The sequence below is a fragment of the Buttiauxella ferragutiae genome, from assembly GCF_022637515.1.
Lineage (GTDB): Bacteria > Pseudomonadota > Gammaproteobacteria > Enterobacterales > Enterobacteriaceae > Buttiauxella > Buttiauxella ferragutiae.
Window position 1 is genome coordinate 3,992,726 of record NZ_CP093332.1, and the last position, 22,407, is coordinate 4,015,132.

The following is a 22,407-nucleotide window of genomic DNA, read 5'->3' on the forward strand; positions in this document are numbered from 1 at the left end:
CAGTCAGGAAACCAGTTGCCTGTCAGCAATCAACTGGCGCAAACGTTTTTTGTCCACTTTACCCACCGCGGTCAGCGGCAGGTTTTCAACAATTTCAATGCGATCCGGTAGCTTGAAGTCGGCAATGCCCAACTCACGCAAATAACGGCGAATTTCTACCGCGCGGAACAGGCGACTGCCGACGATAAACGCGCAGCTTTTCTCGCCCAATAAACTGTCTTCCATCGAAACCAGCGCGGCATGGACGATCTCTTCATGGCGCAGCAGCAGGTTTTCGATCTCCTCGGCGGCGATCTTCTCGCCACCGCGATTGATCTGATCTTTCTCGCGCCCCTGCACGGTGATGTAGCCGTCTTCAGCAATCGAAATCAGGTCGCCGGAGCAGTAAAAACCGTTGGCATCGAAGGCGCTGGCGTTGTGTTCCGGGCTGCGGTAATAGCCCCGGAAGGTGTACGGCCCGCGCGTCATCAGGCGGCCCACTTCGCCATGCGGTAATGGGTTGCCATTTTCATCGGCCACCCACACTTCGTCGTCCGGGCACATCGGCTTACCCTGGGTTTTGAAGATATGTTCATCTGAATCATCAAGGCGCGTGTAGTTCACCAGCCCTTCGGCCATGCCGAAAACCTGCTGTAACTGGCAGCCAATTTCAGCGGGAATGCGGGCGGCAAGCGCTTCGCTTAAACGCGCACCGCCGACCTGCAACAGCTTTAGCGACTCAAGCGATTTATTGCTGCCCCATTCGCCAATGGCTTGTAACCACAGACTGACCGCAGGCGGCACCAGTGCGGTGACGTTGATTTGATGGCGTTCAATCAGCGGGAAACAGAGCGTGGCGCTCGGGTCGTTTGCCAGCACCACACGCCCGCCGCCGTAAAAAACGCCCAGCGAACCTGGTGAACTCAGCGCGTAGTTATGCGCCGCCGGAATGGCGCACAAGAAGCGCGTGTGGGTATCAAAACGGCAGATTTCGACGCTGCGGCGAATGCTGTAGTAGTAATCGTTATGGGTGCGCGGGATCAGTTTCGGCGTGCCGGTGCTGCCGCCGGAAAGCTGGAAAAATGCCACTTCGTCCGCCGCCGATGGCGAAGCGACAAAGTTGTCTTCCGCTTCGTTGATGAAGGCACTTAGCGAACGTTCGCGGTCGCTTTCATTGAGCAAAACAGCCATGCGTAGCGACGGGTTTTGCTGGCACAGCGCATCAAGGAAATCATCATGAACGAACAAATTGTGTTTGCGGTCGGCAATCAGCACCACCGGCTCAATTTGCTGCGCGTAGGCTTCCATCTCGGTGCGTTGATGGCTGAACAGCGCGTTAACCGGTGCTACGCCAATTTTCAGCAGCGCGAATAGCGTGATGTACAGTTCCGACACATTACCGAGCTGCACCAACGCAGTTTCGCCGTTGTTCAGGCCACGGCGTTTAAGGGCTGAAGCCAGGCGCGTCGCCGCTTGTTCTAATTCGCGATAGCTGAAATGGCGTTCGCCATCAACCAGCGCAATTGCGTCATTGTGCGCGTGGCGGTTGAGAATATCGGTCAGCGGCAAATCCGCCCAGTAACCTTTTTCGCGGTAGCGGGCCGCTAAATCGTCCGGCCAGCGCGTGAATTGAATCGCCATTTAGTTGAGTCCAAATACGTGGAGCATGGTGGAAAGTTTGACGCCAGTTTCGCGCCACTCCGATTCCGGCGACGAAGCAGGCACGATGCCCGCCCCAGCGAACAGGCGCACCTGGTTTGCAGCGACACGGGCGCAGCGGATTGTCACCACCCACTCACCGTTGCCTTCAGCGTCACACCAGCCGACGATGCCGCCGAACAGCTCGCGGTCAAATGGCTCAAGTTCTGCAATCAATTTGCGCGCCACATCGTGTGGGAAGCCACTCAACGCCGGCGTCGGGTGCAGCAGGCAGGCGAGGGATAACGCATTGTCCTGCGGGTCTTTTACCTGGCCGTAAATCGGCGTGGCGAGGTGCCATAAGGTCGGCGTGGTAATCAGTTCTGGCGTGTCAGAGAGCGTCAAAGTCTGGCTGTGCGGCTGCAAAACATCGCGCATCGCTTGCGTCACCAGACCGTGTTCGTGGCGGTCTTTCTTTGAGTGCAGTAACTGCGTGCCAATTTCGCTATCACGCGGGATATTTTCCCGGTCGCGCCGTGCCGATCCCGCCAGCGGCAGCGAGCTGAAATTCTTGCCGGATTTACGTAACAGCAATTCCGGGCTGGCACCCACTAGCGAGCTGCCATCCGGCAACGGGACGTGGAAGTTGTAGCTGGTGGGGTTTTGGCTAATCAGGCGATTGAGCAGCCCATCGAGATCAATTGGCATTTGGGTTTCGATATCAATCAGGCGCGAGAGCACCACTTTGTCGATATCCGGCTGCGCCGTTGCAGCGGCGGCATGAGCCACCATTTCCATAAATTTGTCTTGTTCCGGAATCGCTTTACGCGCGGCAATGTTGAGCGGTTTCGCCACAGCCGTTTGGCGGGCGTCATCCTGGCGTTGGGCGCGTGAAAACGGCTGCCAGCTTTCAGGGATAAACAGCGCTGAAGGTTGGCGGGGATCAAACGGAATGGCACCGACGACAACCGGCTTCTCGATGCCATGTTTTTTGGCATTTTCGAACGCTTCACGCAACGAAGTTTGCAGGTGACCATGGGAATTTGCGCCATCAATCGCCGGGCAATCCAGGCGAGCAAAGCAGCCGCTTGTTGAAAAACTGCGATATGGCGACATAAAGAAAAAACTATCTGCACAAGGTGTTAGCCGTTTTTCTTGTCGTTCCTCAGCCAGTAACGTTTCCATGAACTCTCCGTAAAAACATGACAAAAGATAGTAATAATGATTATCATTTGCTTTTCGGGGTCGTAACCTAAAGAGAAAAGACAGCACTGTCAATAGTTGCTCAGTCTTGTCGGATGGCGCTAATGCTTATCCGATCTACGCGAAACGGTTTTGTAGGGTGGGTAAGCGCCAGCGCCATCCACCGCCATCAGGCAAATTTCAACAGGATGTCATTGAGTGAAAATCAGATTCTCCGCATTCATCTTTCTATGCTTAAGCAGCCTCGCCCACGCCGCCGACTGGCCGCGAACGATCACCGACAGCCATGGCACACATACGCTGACACAAGCACCGCTGCGCATTGTTTCCACTAGCGTCACGCTAACCGGCTCGCTGCTGGCAATTGATGCCCCCGTGGTGGCAAGCGGTGCCACCACACCTGGCAATCGAATGGGAGATGCGCAAGGTTTCCTGCGCCAGTGGGGTGATATCGCAAAAGCGCGCAACGTGCAGCGTTTATATATTGGCGAAGCCAGCGCCGAAGCCGTGGCTGCGCAAATGCCAGATTTGATTTTGATTAGTGCCACCGGAGGCGATTCCGCCCTCGCCCTTTATGACCAGCTTTCCACTATCGCCCCGACGTTAGTTATCAATTACGACGACAAAAGCTGGCAGCAATTGCTGACGCAACTCGGCGAGATTACCGGGCATGAAACCCAGGCGGCGGCACGCATTGCCAGTTTTGATAAGCAGCTCAACGAGGCAAAACAGCGTATGACGCTGCCGCCACAGCCGGTCACCGCGCTGGTTTACACCCCGGCATCACGTTCGGCAAACCTGTGGACGGCAGAATCCGCGCAGGGGAAATTGTTCCAGCAGTTAGGTTTTACTTTGTCGTCTTTGCCTGCGGCGGTGAATGCCAGCAAGAGCATGGGAAAACGCCACGACATCGTGCAATTGGGTGGCGAGAATCTTGCTGCGGGTTTGAATGGTGAGAGTTTGTTCCTGTTCGCCAGCGATGAGAAAGATGCCACGGCGCTGGAAACCAACCCATTGCTTTCGCACCTGGGCGCCGTGCAGAAAAAACAGGTTTATGCGCTGGGCACCGAAACATTCCGTCTGGATTATTACAGTGCCACGCATGTTCTGGAGCGGATGAGTCAGTTGTTTGGTAGCAAGTGATTTTTTGTAATGTGGTGGATGACGCTTGCGCTTATCCACCCTACGAAAACCTACGCCGGAACGCTCTGCTGATAACCACGCAGCTGCACCAACACCATCGCCAATACTATGCCGCATAGTGTTAATGCCAGGCCGCTCGCACTCGCCGCAGCGACCGGCGTCATCGCTACCGTCAGGCCGCCTAAAATGGCGGCACCAATCGCATCGCCAGTGACGTTTTGCGCCGTCCACAAACCGTTAATACGACCTAACATACCGTCCGGTGTTAGCGTCTGAATTAAGGTGTATTGCAGCAAAGAGCTGATCGCACTGAGATAACCAAATAGCGCCAGACACGCCAGCCCAAGCCCCCAAACCGGCATCAGGCTGAAAACGCCGATTGAGATAAACGAAACAATTCCCGTCGCCAGCATAATACGGCCTGGGCGTGCGTGATGAGCAATACGCCCGCTGGTCAACGCGCCAATGGCAGCACCCAACGGAACGGCAGCGTACATCAGGCCGATTTGCGCCGCGCTCATTTGCCAGTGTCCGGCGAGTGCGGGATAAAGAACGCGCACCGCGCTCGCCATCGTCAGCAACGCGCCAACTAACGCAATGCCGCCAATAATCGGGTTACCGACCAAAAAACGGAACCCATTGAGCAGCGAAAGCAGCGGGTTTTCACGCACCTGCGGCGGTGGCGCCAGCTTCGGTAAACTCAACAGCGGCAGTAAAGTGACGAAAGTGCCGACAGACGCCAGCGCGTAGTTCCACACCACGCCGCCGGAGGCCAACAACAGCCCGCCGAGCATCGGTGAAATCACTGAGCCGAGGCGCACCGTCAGCATGGTAATCGCACTCGCCTGCATTAAGTTTTCACGCCCGACTAACGCGGGTGTGGCGGCTAACAACGCGGTCACGCCAAGTGCGCCAAAGAAACCATCCCACACGCCAAGCAGATAAATCGCCGCCAGCGACGGTTCCGGCAAGGCGGCGTTAATCGTCAGGCCAATAAAGCCAGCGCCACAGGTAGATCGCGCCAGCAAAATCAAACGGCGGCGTTCGTGCCGGTCGGCCAGCACACCGCCCATCATCAGGCCGATAAACATCGCGCTGCCGGTTAACGTCACTGCCAGCCCGACTTGCAAGGAGGAACCGGTCAGCGTCTGGATTTGTACCGGCACGGCAACGCCCAGTAACCCAAGCGAGACAATCGAGATAAAACGGGCAAGGAAGACGGCGCGAAAAGCAGGATGAGTTTTGAGCAAACTGAGGTTGAGCAACAAAGAATTGCGGTTCATTACATGGCCTTAAAACGAATTTTTCTTTCCAGATGCGAGGCGGCTCATGCTAGCATAAACAAATAAGAGTGATAATGATAATAACTATCATTTAATTTTACATGGTTTTTGTAAGGCTACGAAGTGAAGGATATACAACGTATGTCACGCTGGTTCATCCTGCTGAGTTTGTTGTTTTTACTGCTTTTAATGGCAGCGCTCAGTCTGCTGTTAGGTGCCAAATCACTCCCCGCAGAAGTTGTTATGGATGCGCTCAGCGGCCAGTGCCAAAGTGCGGATTGCACTATCGTGCTTGATGCACGCCTCCCGCGCACGCTAGCGGGTATTCTTGCCGGAGGCGCACTTGGCCTTGCCGGTGCGTTGATGCAAACCCTGACGCGCAATCCGCTTGCTGACCCCGGTCTGCTTGGTGTTAATGCCGGAGCGAGTTTTGCCATTGTGCTGGGTGCCGCCGTGTGGAGCCTTTCGTCGCCGATAGCGCTGCTCGGGCTGGCGTTTGCTGGTGCATTATCTGCCGCTTTAGTGGTGGCGTTTACCGGAAGCCAGGGCGGTGGGCAGCTCAGCCCGGTGCGCTTGACGCTGGCAGGCGTGGCGCTCGGCGCGGTGCTTGAAGGCTTGAGCAACGGTATCGCGCTGTTAAATCCAGTGGTCTATGACCAGTTACGTTTCTGGCAGGCCGGAACGCTGGATATTCGCACCCTCACCACTTTGAAAATTATCGTGCTGCCGGTACTGACGGGCTGTGCGATTGCGCTGCTGATCAGCCGTTCGCTTAACAGCCTGAGCATGGGCACCGACACCGCAACCGCACTCGGCAGTAAAGTGGCGCGCACCCAATTGCTGGGTTTAGTGGCAATAACGTTATTGTGTGGCAGCGCCACCGCCGCCGTGGGGCCGATTGCCTTTATCGGCCTGATGATGCCGCATCTGGCGCGTTGGCTGGTGGGGGCCGACCACCGCTGGTCGCTTCCCGTCACCTTGATTGCCACCCCTGCCCTGTTGCTGTTCGCCGATATTATTGGCCGCATGCTGGTGCCTGGCGAGCTGCGCGTTTCAGTGGTGAGCGCGTTTATTGGCGCGCCGATGCTCATTTACCTGGTGCGCCGTAGCCGCAAAGGAGCCAGGCAATGAACCGCGCCTCCCCACGCCTGTTTATCAGTTGCTGGTGCTTGCTGTTGCTCGGTATCTCGCTCGGATTATGGAGCCTGGGCAGCGGCGTGTTGCCGCTCTCGGTCAGCCAGGTGATTGACGCTCTGCTTGGTACCGCACCACGAAATATCTCACTGGTGGTCGTCGAATGGCGTTTGCCACGCGTTGTCATGGCGCTGCTGATTGGCGCGGCGCTGGGCGTGAGCGGGGCCATTTTCCAGTCGCTAATGCGCAACCCGCTCGGCAGCCCGGATGTGATGGGTTTTAACACCGGAGCCTGGAGCGGAGTATTAGTGGCGATGGTGCTGTTTGGTCAACATCAAACGGCGATTGCCGGTGCAGCCATGGCAGGCGGCATCATCACCGCGCTGGTGGTGTGGTTGCTGGCCTGGCGTAACGGTATCGAAACTTTCCGCTTAATCATTATTGGAATCGGCGTGCGCGCCATGCTGGTGGCGTTTAACACCTGGCTGTTACTGCACGCCTCGCTGGAAACCGCTCTCTCCGCCGGGTTGTGGAATGCAGGCTCGCTCAACGGTTTGACGTGGGCGAAAATTTCCCCTGCCGCCCCGTTGATGTTGCTAGCGCTAATTGCGGGCGCATTACTGGTTCGCCGTATGCGGCTGCTGGAAATGGGCGATGACAGCGCCTGCGCATTGGGTGTTTCCGTTGAGCGCTCGCGCCTGATGTTGATGTTAACCGGCGTGATTCTGACTGCCGCCGCAACCGCACTTGCCGGGCCGATTTCGTTTATCGCCCTCGTCGCCCCGCACATTGCCCACCGCCTGAGCGGCAGCTCGCGCTGGGGTTTGCTGCAATCCGCCTTATGCGGTGCAACGTTGCTGCTGGCCGCCGACCTTTGCGCCCAGCAACTGTTCATGCCGTATCAGTTACCGGTCGGCGTGGTGACGGTCAGCCTTGGCGGTATCTATTTAATTGCGTTGTTGATTCAGGAGTCCCGTAAGAAATGAGTCAGATTTCCTCCCCCTCACGCCTGCATGGCGAAAAACTGACGCTGGGATATGGCAATCATGTGGTGGCAGATGGCCTGACCGTCGCCATTCCTGACGGGAAATTTACCGCGATTATCGGCCCCAACGGCTGCGGGAAATCCACGCTGCTGCGCACGCTAAGCCGCCTGATGAAACCGATGCACGGCGAGGTGTGGTTAGACGGTAATGAAATCCATCGCTTCGCCACTAAAGAAGTGGCGCGGCGCATCGGGTTGCTGGCGCAAAACTCCAGCGCACCAGGCGATATTAGCGTGGCTGAACTGGTAGCGCGTGGGCGTTATCCGCATCAGCCGATGTTTACCCGCTGGCGCGAAGAAGACCGCCAGGCGGTGGCGCGGGCAATGCAGGCGACCAACATTGAAGATTTAGCCGAGCAGCCAGTGGATACGCTATCGGGCGGCCAGCGCCAGCGCGCATGGATTGCGATGGTTCTGGCGCAGGAAACCTCCATTCTGCTACTGGATGAACCGACCACCTGGCTGGATATCAGCCATCAAATTGATTTACTGGAACTGCTGCGCGATCTGAACCAAAAGCAGGGCTACACGCTGGCTGCCGTGCTGCACGATTTGAACCAGGCTTGCCGTTATGCAACTCATTTAATTGCACTGCGAGACGGGAAAATTGTTGCCGAAGGCGCACCGGCAGACATTGTCACACCGGAGCTTATCGAGGCCATTTATGGCCTACGCTGCATGATTATTGAAGATCCGGTGGCGCATACACCGCTGGTGGTGCCGCTCGGGCGTGGCTAAAAACTCGCTGATTAAAAAGTTTGCGTAACGTCTCGCAAAGATGCACACTCACACAGTGCAAGGATGCAAGGTGTGCTCTACTGCCCATCCGGTCACTCAGATGGAACCAGCATCATGGAGAAGTACTCCTCTATAAGAGTGAACAACCAGTTCCGGCTAATCTTCATCTGGCGTAACGGCAAAGCGCACAATATTTACCTTGATGATCATGGCTATCGAAAACATAACTGATTCGCCCAGTAACCACGCAATGAGGATGAATTATGGTCCAGGCACAGCGTAAACCGACCACCGTTGGTGACGTGCTGCTTTATGAATACCTCGAACCGACTGGCTTGCGTATTAACGATCTGGCCGAAATGCTTCAGGTACATCGAAATACGGTGAGCAAATTGCTCAATAACAACAGTAAACTCACCACTGATATGGCCTTCAGACTGGCAAAAGCATTTGATACTTCTGTAGATTTTTGGCTGAATCTACAAACCAATCTCGATGTCTGGGAAATCCAAAACGACCCACGTACCCAGGTAGAAATTAGCCGTATCATCACGCTCAAAGAGATGCTTGAGCGTAAAACTCGGGCGGCATAAGCGACACGGCGGATAGCACAAACCATCCGCCGCTTTTATTTAGCTCAGCGCTAACACCCGCTGCAACACCGGCCCTATTTCCTCAAAGGCTTTTGGCGAAATAATATCGACGTGCGCGCAGTCCAGGCGGAAGACTTCAAGCTCGCTAATCCACGGTACCCAGGCTTTTTGCGGCTCCATTCCTTCGGGCAGCGTTCGCTCGGCCACAAACAACGTGGCTTTCCCACCAAACGGCACGCTTTGCGCGCTGGTTAACAACCGCACCGCATCACCATAGTTACCTTCTATGGCCTGGAATAAGGCGTCGGAAGCTTGACCGGCTTGTGCGGCAACAAAGGCTTCGCGTTCACGGTTAATCTCTTCAAGTACCAGAGGATCGAGTTCGTTTGCCCCCTTCTCCGCCCAGTTTTGTGTTTCTGGCGGCCAGGTATCCAGCAGGCCTAAAAACGCCACTTCCTCGCCTGCCGCTTCAAGCCGTGCAGCAATACCTTGCGCGAGTGTGCCACCCAACGAATATCCCATCAGGTAATACGGGCCATGCGGCTGGAGTTCGCGCAGGGTTTGCAGATGCGATTCGCAAACCTGTGCCAGATTTTCCGCTTGCTGCATCGGGCCATCCGGGCGCGGTGACTGAATACCGGTAATCGACCAGCGCGGGTCGAGATAACGCCGCAACACACTAAATTGCCAGGCAAAACCCGACGCCGGATGGAAGCAGTACAGCGTCGGCCCGTGGCTTTTACGCAACGGCAGAACCGCAGCAAAACCTGCGCGGCTGGCCTCTTCTTCGCCCTGCCCTTGTGCCAGAGCTTCCGCTAGTTGGCCGACGGTGGACGCCACCATTACCTGGCCGACGGTCACCGGCCTTGCGAGGGTTCGGCGTAATTCAGCCGCGAGGCGCATCGCCAGTAATGAATGGCCGCCGAGGGCAAAGAAGTCGTCATCCACGGACTGAATTTCACAACCCAGCAGGCTGGCAAAAGATCCAGCGATGGTGATTTCCAGAGCCGATTCGGGCGCACGACCGCTGCTGCGTAACGCCAGTTCAGGCAACGGCAATGCTTTTCTGTCCAGCTTACCGTTGGCGCTCAGCGGGAATTCATCCAGCTGGATTAACGCCACCGGCACCATATGCGCAGGCAGGACCGCGCTAAGCTGTTCACGCATTGGCTCAAGGGGCAAAGCCTGACCAGAAGCCGAAACCAGATAACCGACTAACTGGCGAGCATCACCGCCGCCAACGGCTTCTTTATTGAGCACGCAAGCGTGTGTCACGGCCTGTGCCACATCGGGCAAAGCCTGCAACGCACGGTCAATATCCCCTAGCTCAATGCGCTGGCCGCGGATTTTTAGCTGATCGTCGCTGCGCCCGAGATATTCCACCGCACCGTCATCCAGCCAGCGTGCGACGTCACCGGTGCGGTACATCCGCTCACCTGCGGCAAAAGGGTCGGCAACAAAACGGCTGGCGGTGAGATCCGGGCGGGATAAGTAACCTTGCGCAAGTTGAATGCCGGTGAGGTAAAGATCGCCTGCAATACCCGGCGGTACCGGGCGCATTGCCGAGTCCAGAATGCGCAAGCCCGTGTTCCAAACCGGCCAGCCAATCGGTACGCTGCTACCCGACACCTGCGCCAGTTCGTCACCAAATGCCGGATACCAGCTCACGTCCACAGCGGCTTCCGTTGGCCCATAAAGGTTATGTAGCGGCGCGTGAGTTAGCTGTTCCCACTGGCGGCACAGTTCGGTTGGCAGCGCTTCACCACTACAGAACACGCGGCGTAATGTGGTGCAGCTGGCAATCGCGGCTTCATCGCCAAGTGCTGCAACAAACGCGCTCAACATCGAGGGAACAAAGTGCGTGGTAGTAACGCGATAACGGGCAAAGAGCTGCTGTAGCGCTTGTGGATCGCGGTGCGCCTCCGGCGGTGCCATCACCAGTTGTGCGCCAACCAGATACGGCCAGAAAAACTCCCAAACCGAAACATCAAAACTGCATGGGGTTTTCTGCAAAACCACATCTTCAGCGTTTAATGGATAGTGATTTTGCATCCATAACAGGCGGTTAACGATGGCCTGTTGCCCGACCATCACCCCTTTCGGGCGGCCTGTTGAACCAGAGGTGAAAATCACATACGCGGTGTGTTCGGGGCGCGAAAGTGCTTGCCGCTCCGGTAAGTTATCGGTTTCCAGCAACGCCTGATAACTAAAGGTTTGCAAACCATTGATGCCACTAAATCGCGGGAGCTGATCTTGCGCGGTCAGCAGCAAACGCGGAGCCGCATCTTCCAGCATCATATGCAGGCGTTCGTCGGGATAACCAGTATCCAGCGGCAACCACGCTGCGCCCACTTCAACAATCGCCTGCAACGCCAGTGATAAAAAGACCGAACGCGGTAGCGCCACCGCCACCACATCGCCAGGTTTCACGCCACGGGCAATCAGTTCACTGGCCAAAGCACGCACCTGTTGGTGCATTTCACGATAAGTAAACTGATGGTTTTCATCAGCCAGCGCCGGAGCATTTGGCGTGCGCAGAACCTGTTCGCCAATCAACTGGCTTAAGGTTGTCGCGGGAACTACCGTTTGCGTGGCGTTGACACCATCCAACAGTTCTATTTCAGATTCATGTAGCAGTTGGGCATCCACACAGCGTAAGTCGGGATTGGCCGCAAACTGGCGCAAAAGTCGCGGTAAACGAGCGAGATGTTGCTGCAATGTGCCGGCATCATAACGCTCGGCGTTCGCCAGAATTTCCAGCGAGAAGTCGCCCTGTTCGCTGATATACAGCGCAATTTCCAGATCCCGTACTGGCCCTGATGCCAGTTGATGCGTAACCCCTTCAATGCCGTTGAAATCCAGGCGGTAATCAAACATTTTCAGGTTCAATACCGGGCCATATAACGGCTCACCGCTGGAAACCTGCCCTAAATCACGCTGGATTTGCTCGGCATCGTAGCGCTGGTAACGACGCAGGCCTTTTAACTCTTTCGCCAGATTTGCGGCGAGTGCCGCAAGGGTAAAGTCCGGCTCGATACGCACGCCAAACGGCAGCACGTTTAACACCGGGCCGGTTGCGCAAAGCGCTGCGGAACCCATGCGGCGCATGAAGATAAAGCCCGCCGAATAATCAGCACGCCCGCTTAAGCGCCCGAGCCACAAGGCCACCAGCCCTAACGCCATATCGGCGGCGGTCAGGTTATGGGAGCGAGCGCAGTTCACCAGCTCCATGAACTCAGTGCTGTCAAAATGCAGCGACTGGCGAATCAATTGCGTAGTGGACCCCTGGCCTGTCAGCGGTTTAGCCGAAAGCGTGGCGGGAGGCGGCAGCTGTTTGGTTTTACTTGCCCAAAATGCCGCATCGCGTTGCCAGACGTCGCTTTCTCGGTAATGTTCATACTCAGCCACCACTTCGCTAAACGGGGTAAACGGGCTGGGTTCAGGTTGCACACTCTGACAGTAGGCACTGTAAATATTGGCAATACGGCGGGTAATGGCGGTGAAGCTGAAGCCATCTACCACTAAATGATGGAAACGTTGATACCAGAACCAGCGAGTTTCGCTGACTCGTAAAATCTGATGGTGGTAAAGCGGTTTGCCGCTACTGATGCGTAAATCCTGTTCGAGATCGTCACGCATCATGGTCAACGCCGCCGCTTCTGGGTCGGCGCTTTTACGGAGATCGTGGCACAGCGGCAGAGTGAACGACGCGTCAGGATCAACCCACTGGCGCGCTTCGCCATCCACTTCGCTAAAGCGCATGCCAAGGGTATCGGCCTCTTTCATTCCGGCGACGATAGCCTTGCACAGCAGCTCTTCATTAAGTTCGCCTTTTAATTCAACGTAATGGGCCACGCTCCACGCATTGGCCTGTGGCGAAAGTTGATCCGCCATCCAGATGCCGGGCTGCGCCGCCACTAACGGCAAGGTCATTATATTTTTACTCACCGATCACCCCAGTTTTTGCAAAAGATGAAGGTTGCAGTTGCGTCCAGTTGGCAAGCAGCCAACGGTTGCACTCATCGTTTGATGCCGGTTCACAAACCACCTGCCAGCCACCGGGCAATGCACAGTGTTCAGGCCATAAACTGAACTGTTGCTGGCGGTTTTCAAGGATGAAAAAACGGCTCTGCACTGAGTCGAAGGGATTACTAAATTCCATGCCTTACTCCTGTTTAAAAGACGCTTTCCACAGCCAGGTCAGACCGTCGAGCAACCCGCCTCGCCAGCAAAGCGCATCATGCCCACCGTCAACCTGACGGTAGAAAATCGGCTGCTGTGTCTGTTGTAGTAAGGGATAAATTCGTTGATTAACTTGATGAATGAGCGGTTCTCTGACCCCTGCTTCAAGATAGATGCGTAACGGTTTTTCGCAGCGCAAGCCGCTTTCCAGTTGCTGGATTAACTGCCCGCCGTGCGCCGCGGTTTCGCGCTTTGGCCACCAGTACGAACCGGACTGGCTAAGCACGCAGCCAAATTGTTCCGGCCAGTGGAGTGCGGCATAAAGCGATGAAAGCCCACCATAGCTTTGCCCCGCCACCACGGTGGTTTCAGGGTTTTCATTCCAGCGGATTTGCGCACGAAGCTGCGGCAAAAGTTCTTCTTGTACCGCACACCAGAACTGCGCATTACACGGCAGCTCATCGCTACGCGTCGCATCGTCGATGACATCAATCAGCACGTAAACAGCGGGCGGCAGCTCACCGCTGTCCGTTTGTGCCTGCAACGCGGACCATACCGGCATCCCTTCCGCCCAGAATTGCCCGTCGAGCAAAATCGCCAACGGGCGCTGCTCCGGTGATTCATCGCCGGTGGTGAATATCCACACCCTGCGCTGGTTGTGCAGACGCGGGCTATTCCAGGTGATGCACTGCGGCTCGCGGTAGGGTATTTCCAGTGCTTGCCAACCGGGCTGCGGTGGCGCATCAGGCAGATGAAGTGCTGACATGGGATGCCCGCGTCCGCCGTGCCAGCTTTCAGGATTCAGAGGGTCGGCAATCGCACATGGCAATAATTTTCGCCACCCTTCGCGCAGCGCCATAGGTTCCGGCACGATGCCTTCGAAGGCTGCCGCCGGGAAATCCTCTTCGCAAGATGACGGAATAAAACAGTAACTGCCGCGCCAGGTGCTGCTGAGCTGCGTTTCCCACAGCCAGACATCCGTCCCCGCCACGCGTTCAAGGGTTTGTGGACGAGCGCGTTGGTGATGGTCAGTAACGCCAGTGATGTAAATCCAGACTCGTTTGATCGCTGAGGTTTGCTCACTGCCTTGTGGGTCACGCCACAGGAATGTCACCGTACATTGGCCGTCTTTCTCACCGCTAACGGTAGGTATCCCATGCGCCAGCCTTTGCTGCCACCAGCCTTCACTTCCTGTCAGAATATTTCTCACTAGAACATAACCATTTGAAATTATTGATAACGATCAATAAGGCTGAAATATATTGATAATACTATTGATAATTATTTGCATTTGCAATAGCGTATTTCCGCGCTTTGAGCTACCAGCTTCCTGGTGCAAAAACAATAAATTGCCGGACTTGACCGCACAATTTCCTCATTTCATGGGGGTTGGCGGGGAGATCTTGGTATCACTATGTGAAATCCATGCTGCACCCGATCCCTCTGGGAATGGAATGACAACGGGTTCAGCGGAAAAGCAGGCCGCCATAATGACTATAAAAATTAACTATTCCCTCGCGATGCTGATTAATCTGGGAATCTACGGTGCCACACTCCCCGCTTACGCGGCAGAGCAAGCGGCATCAGCAACGGCTCAAACCGCTGCGACAAGCAACGACAACACGCCGATCCCCGCCGACGAAGACACCATGGTGGTTACCGCTGCCGAGCAGAACTTGCAGGCTCCAGGGGTTTCGACCATCACCGCTGAAGAACTCAAGAAGCGCCCACCCGCGCGTGATATCTCCGAGATCGTCCGTACCATGCCTGGCGTGAACCTCACCGGTAACTCCACCAGCGGCCAGCGCGGTAACGGCCGCCAGATTGATATTCGCGGTATGGGCCCGGAAAACACCCTGATTCTGATCGACGGCAAACCTGTCACCAGCCGTAACTCTGTTCGTTTGGGCTGGCGTGGCGAGCGTGATACCCGCGGCGATGCAAGCTGGGTGCCACCAGAAATGGTTGAACGCATTGAAGTGATTCGTGGCCCTGCGGCCGCGCGTTACGGTAACGGTGCAGCAGGCGGCGTGGTGAATATCATCACCAAAAAAGGCAGCGGCGAGTGGCACGGTTCGTGGAACACTTATCTCAATGCGCCTGAGCACAATGATGAAGGCTCAACCAAACGTACTAACTTCAGTCTGAACGGCCCGCTGGGCGGGGATTTCAGCTTCCGTCTGTACGGTAATCTGGATAAAACTCAGGCCGATGCCTGGGACATTAACCAGGGCCACCAGTCTGAACGTACCGGGATTTACGCGGATACGCTGCCCGCAGGCCGCGAAGGTGTCACCAACAAAGACGTCAACGGTGTAGTGCGTTGGGACTTTGCGCCCATGCAATCACTGGAACTGGAAGCGGGCTACAGCCGCCAGGGCAACCTGTATTCCGGCGATACGCAGAACACCAATACCAACCAAATCGTTAAAGATAACTATGGTAACGAGACTAACCGTCTGTATCGCCAGAGTTACTCACTGACCTGGAACGGCGGCTGGGATAGCGGCCTGACCACAAGTAACTGGGTGCAGTATGAGCACACGCGCAACTCGCGTATGCAGGAAGGCCTGGCCGGTGGTACCGAAGGGATTTTCTCCAGCGATAAATTCAGTGATATCGACCTGAGCGACGTGCTGTTGCACAGCGAAGTGAATATCCCGATTGATTTCGTGGTGAATCAGAACCTGACGTTGGGTACCGAATGGAACCAACAGAAGATGAAAGATTTATCGTCAAACAGCCAGACGTTTATGGGCGGACCGATCCCTGGCTCAAGCAGCACCGACCGTAGCCCGTACTCGGAGGCAAAGATCTTCTCGTTGTTTGCTGAAGACAACATGGAAGTGACCGACAGCACCATGCTGACGCCAGGTCTGCGTTTTGATCACCACAGTATTGTGGGCAACAACTGGAGTCCGTCACTGAATCTGTCTCAAGGTTCAGGCGATGACTTCACGTTGAAAATGGGCATCGCCCGCGCCTATAAAGCGCCAAGCCTGTATCAAACCAACCCGAACTACATTCTGTACAGCAAAGGCCAGGGTTGCTACGCCAGCGGCACCGGCGTGGGTTGCTATATGATGGGCAATGACGATCTCAAAGCGGAAACCAGCATTAACAAAGAGATCGGTCTTGAGTTCAAACGTGATGGCTGGCTTGCCGGTGTGACCTGGTTCCGCAACGACTACCGCAACAAAATTGAAGCGGGTTATGCCCCTATCGGCCAGACGGCATCAGGCAAAACCAAAACAGATATTTACCAGTGGGATAATATTGCTGAGGCACTGGTAGAAGGCCTGGAAGGTGCGTTAAACGTGCCGGTCTCCAATTCTGTGAACTGGACGAATAACATCACTTATATGCTGGAAAGCAAGAATAAAGAGACTGGCGAGCGCCTGTCTGTTATTCCGGAATATACCTTGAATTCCACGCTAAGCTGGCAGGTTCGCCAGGACATTTCACTGCAATCGACCTTTACCTGGTACGGCAAGCAACAGCCGAAGAAGTACAACTATAAAGGTCAGCCAGCAACAGGAACGGAAACCAACGAAGTGAGCCCTTATAGCATTTTGGGCCTGAGCGGAACCTGGGATGCGACGAAAAACGTTAGTCTGACGGCGGGCATCGATAACCTGTTTGACGAACGTCACTGGCGTGCGGGTAATGCCCAGACGACAGGCGGTACGACCGGTTATATGTATGGTGCGGGTGCCGCAACGTATAACGAATCCGGTCGTACTTATTATGTGAGTCTGAATACGCACTTCTAAGTTTTTGGCTATTCGGCGGATGACGCCTGCGCTTATCCGCCCTACGAGCAACCCGTTGTAAGGTGGATTAGCGTGAGCGACATCCACCGTTTTTAAGCGATCGCGATGCAATATCAACTATCCCATTTCGACTTCTTCCCTGGTCAGCGGGTTTTCCGCGTCGATTTTGACGCCACAACCTTTCAGCCCGACGATCTGTTATGGCTGCCGCATCATCAACGTTTATCCAGTGCGGTAAAAAAACGCCAGGCCGAACATCTCGCGGGAAGAATTGCCGCCGCTGAAGCGCTGCGTTTTCATGGCGTAGCCGATTATGTTCCCGGAATCGGTTTGCATCGCGAACCTTGCTGGCCACCAGGGTTTAGCGGCAGCATTTCGCACAGCGGTAATATCGCGCTGGCAACAGTCATGGCTGACGACCCACTTTTACGAGTGGGAGTAGGCATCGACTATGAAGAAATTATTGCGCCAAATGTCGCGCTGGATATATACAACGGCATTATTGAAAACGCGGAGAAAGAACCGATCGCTGCATCGCCATTTCCCTTTAATTACGCTTTAACTTTGGTGTTTTCAGCGAAAGAAAGTTTATTTAAAGCCTTGTTTCGTCACGTCGGGCGCTACTTTGATTTTTCGGCTGCATCCATAAGTAAAATTGATGATCAACAGCTAATTCTGGTTTTGAATCATTCACTTGGCCCATACAAAAAAGGTTGTGAATTCAAAGTAATATGGAAAGGTAACGCAACGCAATTAATAACGCTAATACGGCTTGGCTGAGAATAAAGAGAAATCGCTTGCGGTTCGGTAATAAGTGAATGTTATATTCGAAAGACACAACACAAATACAACATGACTTATAAAAAGGACTTCCAGAACTATGGAAAACACGCTTTCTCTCGAATCATTCCTCACCTCTGTTCAACAACGTGATCCGCACCAGCCTGAATTTGCGCAGGCAGTACGTGAAGTGATGACCACCCTGTGGCCATTCCTCGAACAAAACCCGCAATATCGCCGTTCCGCGTTACTGGAGCGTTTAGTCGAGCCTGAGCGCGTCATTCAATTCCGCGTGACCTGGGTGGATGACAAAAATCAGGTGCAGGTTAACCGCGCCTGGCGCGTGCAATTTAGCTCCGCAATCGGGCCATTCAAAGGCGGGATGCGTTTCCACCCCTCTGTGAATTTGTCGATTCTGAAATTCTTAGGTTTTGAGCAGACCTTCAAAAACGCGCTGACGACATTGCCAATGGGCGGGGGTAAAGGCGGCAGCGACTTTAACCCAAAAGGCAAAAGTGAAGGCGAGATTATGCGTTTTTGCCAGGCACTGATGATGGAGTTGTATCGCCATTTAGGGCCAGACACTGACGTTCCGGCAGGCGATATTGGCGTGGGTGGCCGTGAAGTGGGCTTTATGGCCGGGATGATGAAAAAGCTCTCCAACAATACGTCTTGCGTATTCACCGGCAAGGGTTTGTCGTTTGGCGGTAGTCTGATTCGCCCGGAAGCTACCGGTTACGGCCTGATCTACTTCACCGATGCCATGCTACAACGCCACGGCCAGGGTTTTGAAGGCAAGCGCGTCGCCGTTTCGGGTTCCGGTAACGTGGCGCAATACGCTATCGAAAAAGCGTTATCGCTGGGGGCTCGCGTGGTGACGGCTTCCGATTCCAACGGCACCGTGGTGGATGAAGCGGGCTTCACAACCGAGAAGCTGGCGCGTTTAACTGAGATCAAATCCAGCCGCGACGGGCGCGTAGCTGATTACGCGAAAGAGTTTGGTCTGGTTTACCTTGAAGGCCAGCAACCGTGGAGCGTACCAGTCGACATCGCGCTGCCTTGCGCTACGCAGAACGAACTGGATACCGAAGCGGCACGCACGCTGATCGCCAATGGCGTAATAGCCGTCGCCGAAGGCGCGAACATGCCGACCACCATTGAAGCCACCAATCTGTTCCTGGAAGCTGGAGTGTTGTTCGCACCGGGCAAAGCGGCAAACGCGGGCGGCGTGGCCACTTCAGGCCTGGAGATGGCACAGAATGCGGCGCGCCTGAGCTGGAAGTCTGAAAAAGTGGATATTCGTTTGCATCACATCATGCTGGATATTCACGAAGCCTGCGTCAATTACGGCGGCGAAGATAAGCAAACGCATTATGTGCGCGGTGCCAATATTGCTGGTTTCGTCAAAGTGGCCGATGCAATGTTGGGCCAGGGAATTCTGTAAATATTTGATGTAAACGGTGGATGGCGCTAAGCGCTTATCCACCCTACAAAACCGTACGTCGGATTAGCGCTAGCGACATCCGACAACTTCATTCGCCAACTAAATCGCCGGAACCACCTTAATATCCCCCATCCCAATCCCCAGCTTGCGCGGTTCATGGCCAAGAATATTCCCTTCATTAGATAACTGCGGCTGTGGCGGAATAATTTCCAGCAAGTTACTGCGCTCAGGGTTATCAAAATGCAGCGTAGTGGTAGTCAATTCTTCACCGAGCGTTAATGTCTGCTGCTGGCTACCGATTTTTACCGGCATCGGCTGACCAACATTTGGACCAAACGCTTTAGCGGTGATCACCAGATCAAATTTCTCCGGTAACGGTTCGGCATATTCAATTTTCACTTCGGGAGCCAGATTGGCATTTGACCAGCGCCCCCACTCTTCCGGACGTGAAATTCCGGAATACGCTTTCACCTCAAGCGGAGCACCTGGCACGTTGAAAATAAAACTATCGGCCTGGTAACGAATGGCATTTTCATCCAGTTTTAATAGCGCAACAGTGTTTTTATAACGCGCCTTGTCGATCTCTTGTTTTGCGAACTCCACCGCATGCTGTTCCTGCGGCTGTTCAATTAAACGCACCGACGGTTGGCCGCCCATTTGCCCCTGAGCAACACACAGGCCGGTGGAAAGTGCCAGTTTCGGCTCCCACAAACGCGCCATTTTGAAACAGCGATCGGCCCAAATGAACTTATCTTTTTCACTGAAATCAGCCAGTTGATAACGCAACGGGGCAGAATATTCGCTTTCCGGTAATGGCTCGATTTTCTTATCCAGAATACGCAGCAGCAGTGGCATTTTGAAATGCGCCCCAGAATAACTAAAAGTATTTTTCTGCTGGTCTATCTCATATTGAGTAATAGTTTTCGGGAAATTCCACAGATCGATGACGTCCGGTTTCCACTCCATCACCTTTTCTTTCACGTTAAGAAACACCGCGGCAATTGACTGCCCCGACAAACTACTGCGCCCCAGGCCAAGGTAATTATCGCCACCCAGAACATCCAGCACCGTCGCCCCGTTATCCAGAGTGCTGCGTTTTACCGGCACCACATCTGCCTGTGGTTGATCACCACGAATAATAAAGAACAGGTTATTTCTATCGTGCTGATTGAGATATTTGTAGGCGGTATTATTCATCGCCAGATGGTCAGAGGAAACGACAATCACGGTATTTTTAAAATACGCTGAGGCTTTTATTTTCTCAATAAGCGCAGCAATATGTTCCTGGCTACAGGCAACGGCACTGAAAGATTGGTTTTCTTTACCTTCAAAGCTATAACTGCGGCGTTTGCAGGTTTTCGAAATAAAGCCGTCCGGGTGATGCGTATCGACCGTTAAAGTGAACAGTGAAAAACGTTTGTTCGCTTTCGAAAGCTCGAGATATTTTTCGAACACTTCATCCAGCACGGTATCGTCGTAGAAGCCCCAGTTATTGCGGTAAGCCGGGTCAGCAACCATCGACTTCAGTTCTTGCGCCCCGTACATATGGTCGAAGCCATGGGATTGTAAAAAAATATCTTTCCCTGCAAAACGTAAGTCTGCGCCCTGCATAAAGTAGTTTTCGTAACCCGATGCTTTCAGGATATCGCCCAAACAGATATTTTTCGGGAAGAAACTCGACATCGAGGCTGATGAATTCCCCTCAAATGGGGCGAATAACGGTATACCACATTGTGAAGCAACCATTCCGGCGATGGTATAATCGGTGCCAGGCAATTGAACGGTATGACTAAAATCTATGCCTCCATTCTTCAGCCCGGTTAATTCCGGTGCTAACTCAGGAAAGTATTCCGGTTCTAAATAAGTGCGCTCCAGACTTTCGCCATAAATATAAACGAGATTAAGCTTTGGGTTATTAATTGTACCTTGCGGGACTTTGTAATAAACATCGAAATCAGAATCACCTGAGCGAGTTTGTGATTTAACCAGTTCTGTCACCTGGCGAAACGCGGGTGATGCATCGACCGAGGCCATCGCCAACACGATTGCTAACAGGCTATAACCCAAATGATGGGGATACCCTTTGCGGCGACGCAGAATCCAGGTCAAACCACCGAACACCGCGACCAGTGCAACAAATACCCCAACACCGGGAAGAATATATTTGCCAATCCCGGCACCCGTCATGCTGCTCGTCAGGGTATACAGCACAGCATCATTAATGCCTTCGCCGGTGAAGTAGTTACTGGCGACAAACGTCACGTTCAGGACAATATACAAACCCAAAATAAGCAGGATGACGCTAAACCACCAGAGATTACGTCCGGCTTTAAAGGCGTACACGGCAATGGCTGTGACAAACAATACAAGTGAAAGCAATTCCGACAACGCCTAACCCTCGAGATGAATGTGCGCACTGGCGCAAAAGGTACTCATAGCTGGTGCTGGCTAAATCTAGCCGTGTTGTCACACTCCTGCAATTTCTCTGACATGAAAGTGTGCTGCTTTCGGAATTGTACGCATTATGGACAACCATGATGGGCATGATACATAGATGGTGGCTATCAGAACCATCGTTAATATAACGATTGAGTGGATTGACCCATCTGGCGCAACAGTGATTTAATCCCGCCGCTGTTATGATTTTTTAAAGTGGAATTGTAACGCGCAACAAGCAACAAACTGAGACCACCCGGCAACGGGTGGTTTTTTTTGCCTGTGACTTAAGTTGTTAGGTAAAACTTATCAATTCGATACAGCCTACCCATTAGAGTCTGGCACGAATATTCGGTACCTTTCTCCCATCGCAAAACGGAGAAAATACAGATGTCTTTAATTAATACAAAAATCAAACCATTCAAAAACAGCGCTTTTAAAAACGGTGAATTTATTGAAGTTACCGAGCAAGACGTAGAAGGCCGCTGGAGCGTTTTCTTCTTCTATCCTGCTGACTTCACTTTTGTATGCCCGACTGAACTGGGCGATGTGGCTGACCATTACGACGAGTTCCAGAAACTGGGCGTAGATATTTATTCTGTTTCTACCGATACCCATTTCACCCACAAAGCGTGGCACAGCAGTTCTGAAACCATCGCAAAAATCAAATACGCGATGATTGGTGACCCAACTGGCGCACTGACCCGTAACTTCGAAAACATGCGCGAAGATCAGGGCCTTGCTGACCGCGGTACCTTTATTGTTGACCCACAGGGCATCATTCAGGCTATCGAAGTAACTGCTGAAGGCATTGGCCGTGACGCGTCTGACCTGCTGCGTAAAGTGAAAGCTGCTCAGTATGTGGCTTCTCACCCAGGTGAAGTTTGCCCGGCTAAATGGAGAGAAGGCGAAGCTACGCTGGCTCCATCATTAGACCTGGTCGGCAAAATCTAATCACTTTTCTTTTCGCAGGGCGGGTGAGCCGTAGCGCGACACCCGCCACTTTGCCACTTTAGGCTTTGCCACCAGGGAGATT

17 protein-coding genes are annotated in these 22,407 nt (G+C 53.9%); 10 read left to right on the forward strand and 7 right to left on the reverse strand.

Translation table 11 applies throughout. The features are described 5' to 3' along the window. Positions 1–3: 3 nt before the first annotated feature. On the reverse strand, positions 4–1,620 hold the full coding sequence (locus MNO13_RS18455; protein WP_064548912.1) for a (2,3-dihydroxybenzoyl)adenylate synthase: 1,617 nt from the start codon (positions 1,618–1,620) through the stop codon (positions 4–6). Beyond that, positions 1,621–2,802: an isochorismate synthase EntC gene (gene entC / locus MNO13_RS18460; RefSeq protein ID WP_121814161.1), complete on the reverse strand. Its 1,182-nt coding sequence runs from the start codon at positions 2,800–2,802 to the stop codon at positions 1,621–1,623. 216 nt (positions 2,803–3,018) lie between these two features. On the opposite strand from entC, the gene fepB reads away from it, so the two are divergent. Beyond that, positions 3,019–3,963 carry a Fe2+-enterobactin ABC transporter substrate-binding protein gene (gene fepB, locus MNO13_RS18465; protein WP_241939116.1) on the forward strand — a complete coding sequence of 315 codons (945 nt, stop codon included), beginning with the start codon at positions 3,019–3,021 and terminating at the stop codon, positions 3,961–3,963. Between the two features lie 50 nt (positions 3,964–4,013). On the opposite strand, the gene entS is transcribed toward fepB, so the two are convergent. Further along, a complete protein-coding gene (gene entS / locus MNO13_RS18470) occupies positions 4,014–5,246 on the reverse strand; it encodes an enterobactin transporter EntS (RefSeq protein WP_241939117.1) in 1,233 nt (410 codons plus the stop codon). A gap of 141 nt (positions 5,247–5,387) precedes the next feature. On the opposite strand from entS, the gene fepD reads away from it, so the two are divergent. The 5 genes from fepD (at position 5,388) to MNO13_RS18495 (ending at position 8,756) form a co-directional block, all read left to right on the forward strand. Beyond that, complete coding sequence (gene fepD, locus MNO13_RS18475; RefSeq protein WP_121814164.1) at positions 5,388–6,377, forward strand: Fe(3+)-siderophore ABC transporter permease; 990 nt, start codon at positions 5,388–5,390, stop codon at positions 6,375–6,377. Continuing rightward, positions 6,374–7,366, forward strand: a complete 993-nt coding sequence (fepG, locus tag MNO13_RS18480; protein WP_241939118.1) for an iron-enterobactin ABC transporter permease — start codon at positions 6,374–6,376, stop codon at positions 7,364–7,366. Before fepD ends, fepG begins: the two co-directional genes overlap by 4 nt. Further along, positions 7,363–8,163 carry an iron-enterobactin ABC transporter ATP-binding protein gene (fepC, locus tag MNO13_RS18485; protein WP_121814165.1) on the forward strand — a complete coding sequence of 267 codons (801 nt, stop codon included), beginning with the start codon at positions 7,363–7,365 and terminating at the stop codon, positions 8,161–8,163. Before fepG ends, fepC begins: the two co-directional genes overlap by 4 nt. A 114-nt stretch (positions 8,164–8,277) precedes the next feature. Next, positions 8,278–8,394 carry a type II toxin-antitoxin system RelE/ParE family toxin gene (locus MNO13_RS18490; RefSeq protein ID WP_133522370.1) on the forward strand — a complete coding sequence of 39 codons (117 nt, stop codon included), beginning with the start codon at positions 8,278–8,280 and terminating at the stop codon, positions 8,392–8,394. Positions 8,395–8,426: 32 nt separating this feature from the next. Beyond that, on the forward strand, positions 8,427–8,756 hold the full coding sequence (locus MNO13_RS18495; protein WP_064548926.1) for a HigA family addiction module antitoxin: 330 nt from the start codon (positions 8,427–8,429) through the stop codon (positions 8,754–8,756). 39 nt (positions 8,757–8,795) lie between these two features. On the opposite strand, the gene MNO13_RS18500 is transcribed toward MNO13_RS18495, so the two are convergent. Genes MNO13_RS18500 through fes form a run of 3 tightly spaced genes read right to left on the reverse strand, consistent with a single transcriptional unit; the run spans position 8,796 to position 14,148 of the window. Next, complete coding sequence (locus MNO13_RS18500) at positions 8,796–12,689, reverse strand: enterobactin synthase subunit F (protein ID WP_241940083.1); 3,894 nt, start codon at positions 12,687–12,689, stop codon at positions 8,796–8,798. Between the two features lie 7 nt (positions 12,690–12,696). Continuing rightward, positions 12,697–12,918, reverse strand: a complete 222-nt coding sequence (locus tag MNO13_RS18505) for an MbtH family protein (RefSeq protein ID WP_121814167.1) — start codon at positions 12,916–12,918, stop codon at positions 12,697–12,699. Between the two features lie 3 nt (positions 12,919–12,921). Further along, complete coding sequence (fes, locus tag MNO13_RS18510; protein ID WP_121814168.1) at positions 12,922–14,148, reverse strand: enterochelin esterase; 1,227 nt, start codon at positions 14,146–14,148, stop codon at positions 12,922–12,924. A 280-nt stretch (positions 14,149–14,428) separates the two neighbouring features. Here fes and MNO13_RS18515 point away from each other — a divergent pair, with 280 nt between their 5' ends. The 3 genes from MNO13_RS18515 (at position 14,429) to gdhA (ending at position 18,935) form a co-directional block, all read left to right on the forward strand. Continuing rightward, positions 14,429–16,711 (forward strand): TonB-dependent siderophore receptor, encoded by a 2,283-nt coding sequence (locus MNO13_RS18515; RefSeq protein WP_241939119.1) that lies wholly within the window; start codon positions 14,429–14,431, stop codon positions 16,709–16,711. 105 nt (positions 16,712–16,816) lie between these two features. Beyond that, positions 16,817–17,491, forward strand: coding sequence for an enterobactin synthase subunit EntD (entD, locus tag MNO13_RS18520; RefSeq protein ID WP_241939120.1), 675 nt, complete (start codon positions 16,817–16,819; stop codon positions 17,489–17,491). A gap of 100 nt (positions 17,492–17,591) precedes the next feature. Further along, positions 17,592–18,935 (forward strand): NADP-specific glutamate dehydrogenase, encoded by a 1,344-nt coding sequence (gdhA, locus tag MNO13_RS18525; protein WP_064548934.1) that lies wholly within the window; start codon positions 17,592–17,594, stop codon positions 18,933–18,935. A 99-nt stretch (positions 18,936–19,034) separates the two neighbouring features. Here gdhA and opgB read toward each other — a convergent pair whose 3' ends face one another. Then, complete coding sequence (gene opgB / locus MNO13_RS18530) at positions 19,035–21,323, reverse strand: phosphatidylglycerol--membrane-oligosaccharide glycerophosphotransferase (protein WP_241939121.1); 2,289 nt, start codon at positions 21,321–21,323, stop codon at positions 19,035–19,037. Positions 21,324–21,761: 438 nt separating this feature from the next. On the opposite strand from opgB, the gene ahpC reads away from it, so the two are divergent. Next, entirely contained in the window at positions 21,762–22,325 is a 564-nt protein-coding gene (gene ahpC, locus MNO13_RS18535; RefSeq protein ID WP_064548938.1) for an alkyl hydroperoxide reductase subunit C, read from the forward strand. The last annotated feature ends 82 nt before the right edge of the window (positions 22,326–22,407 follow it).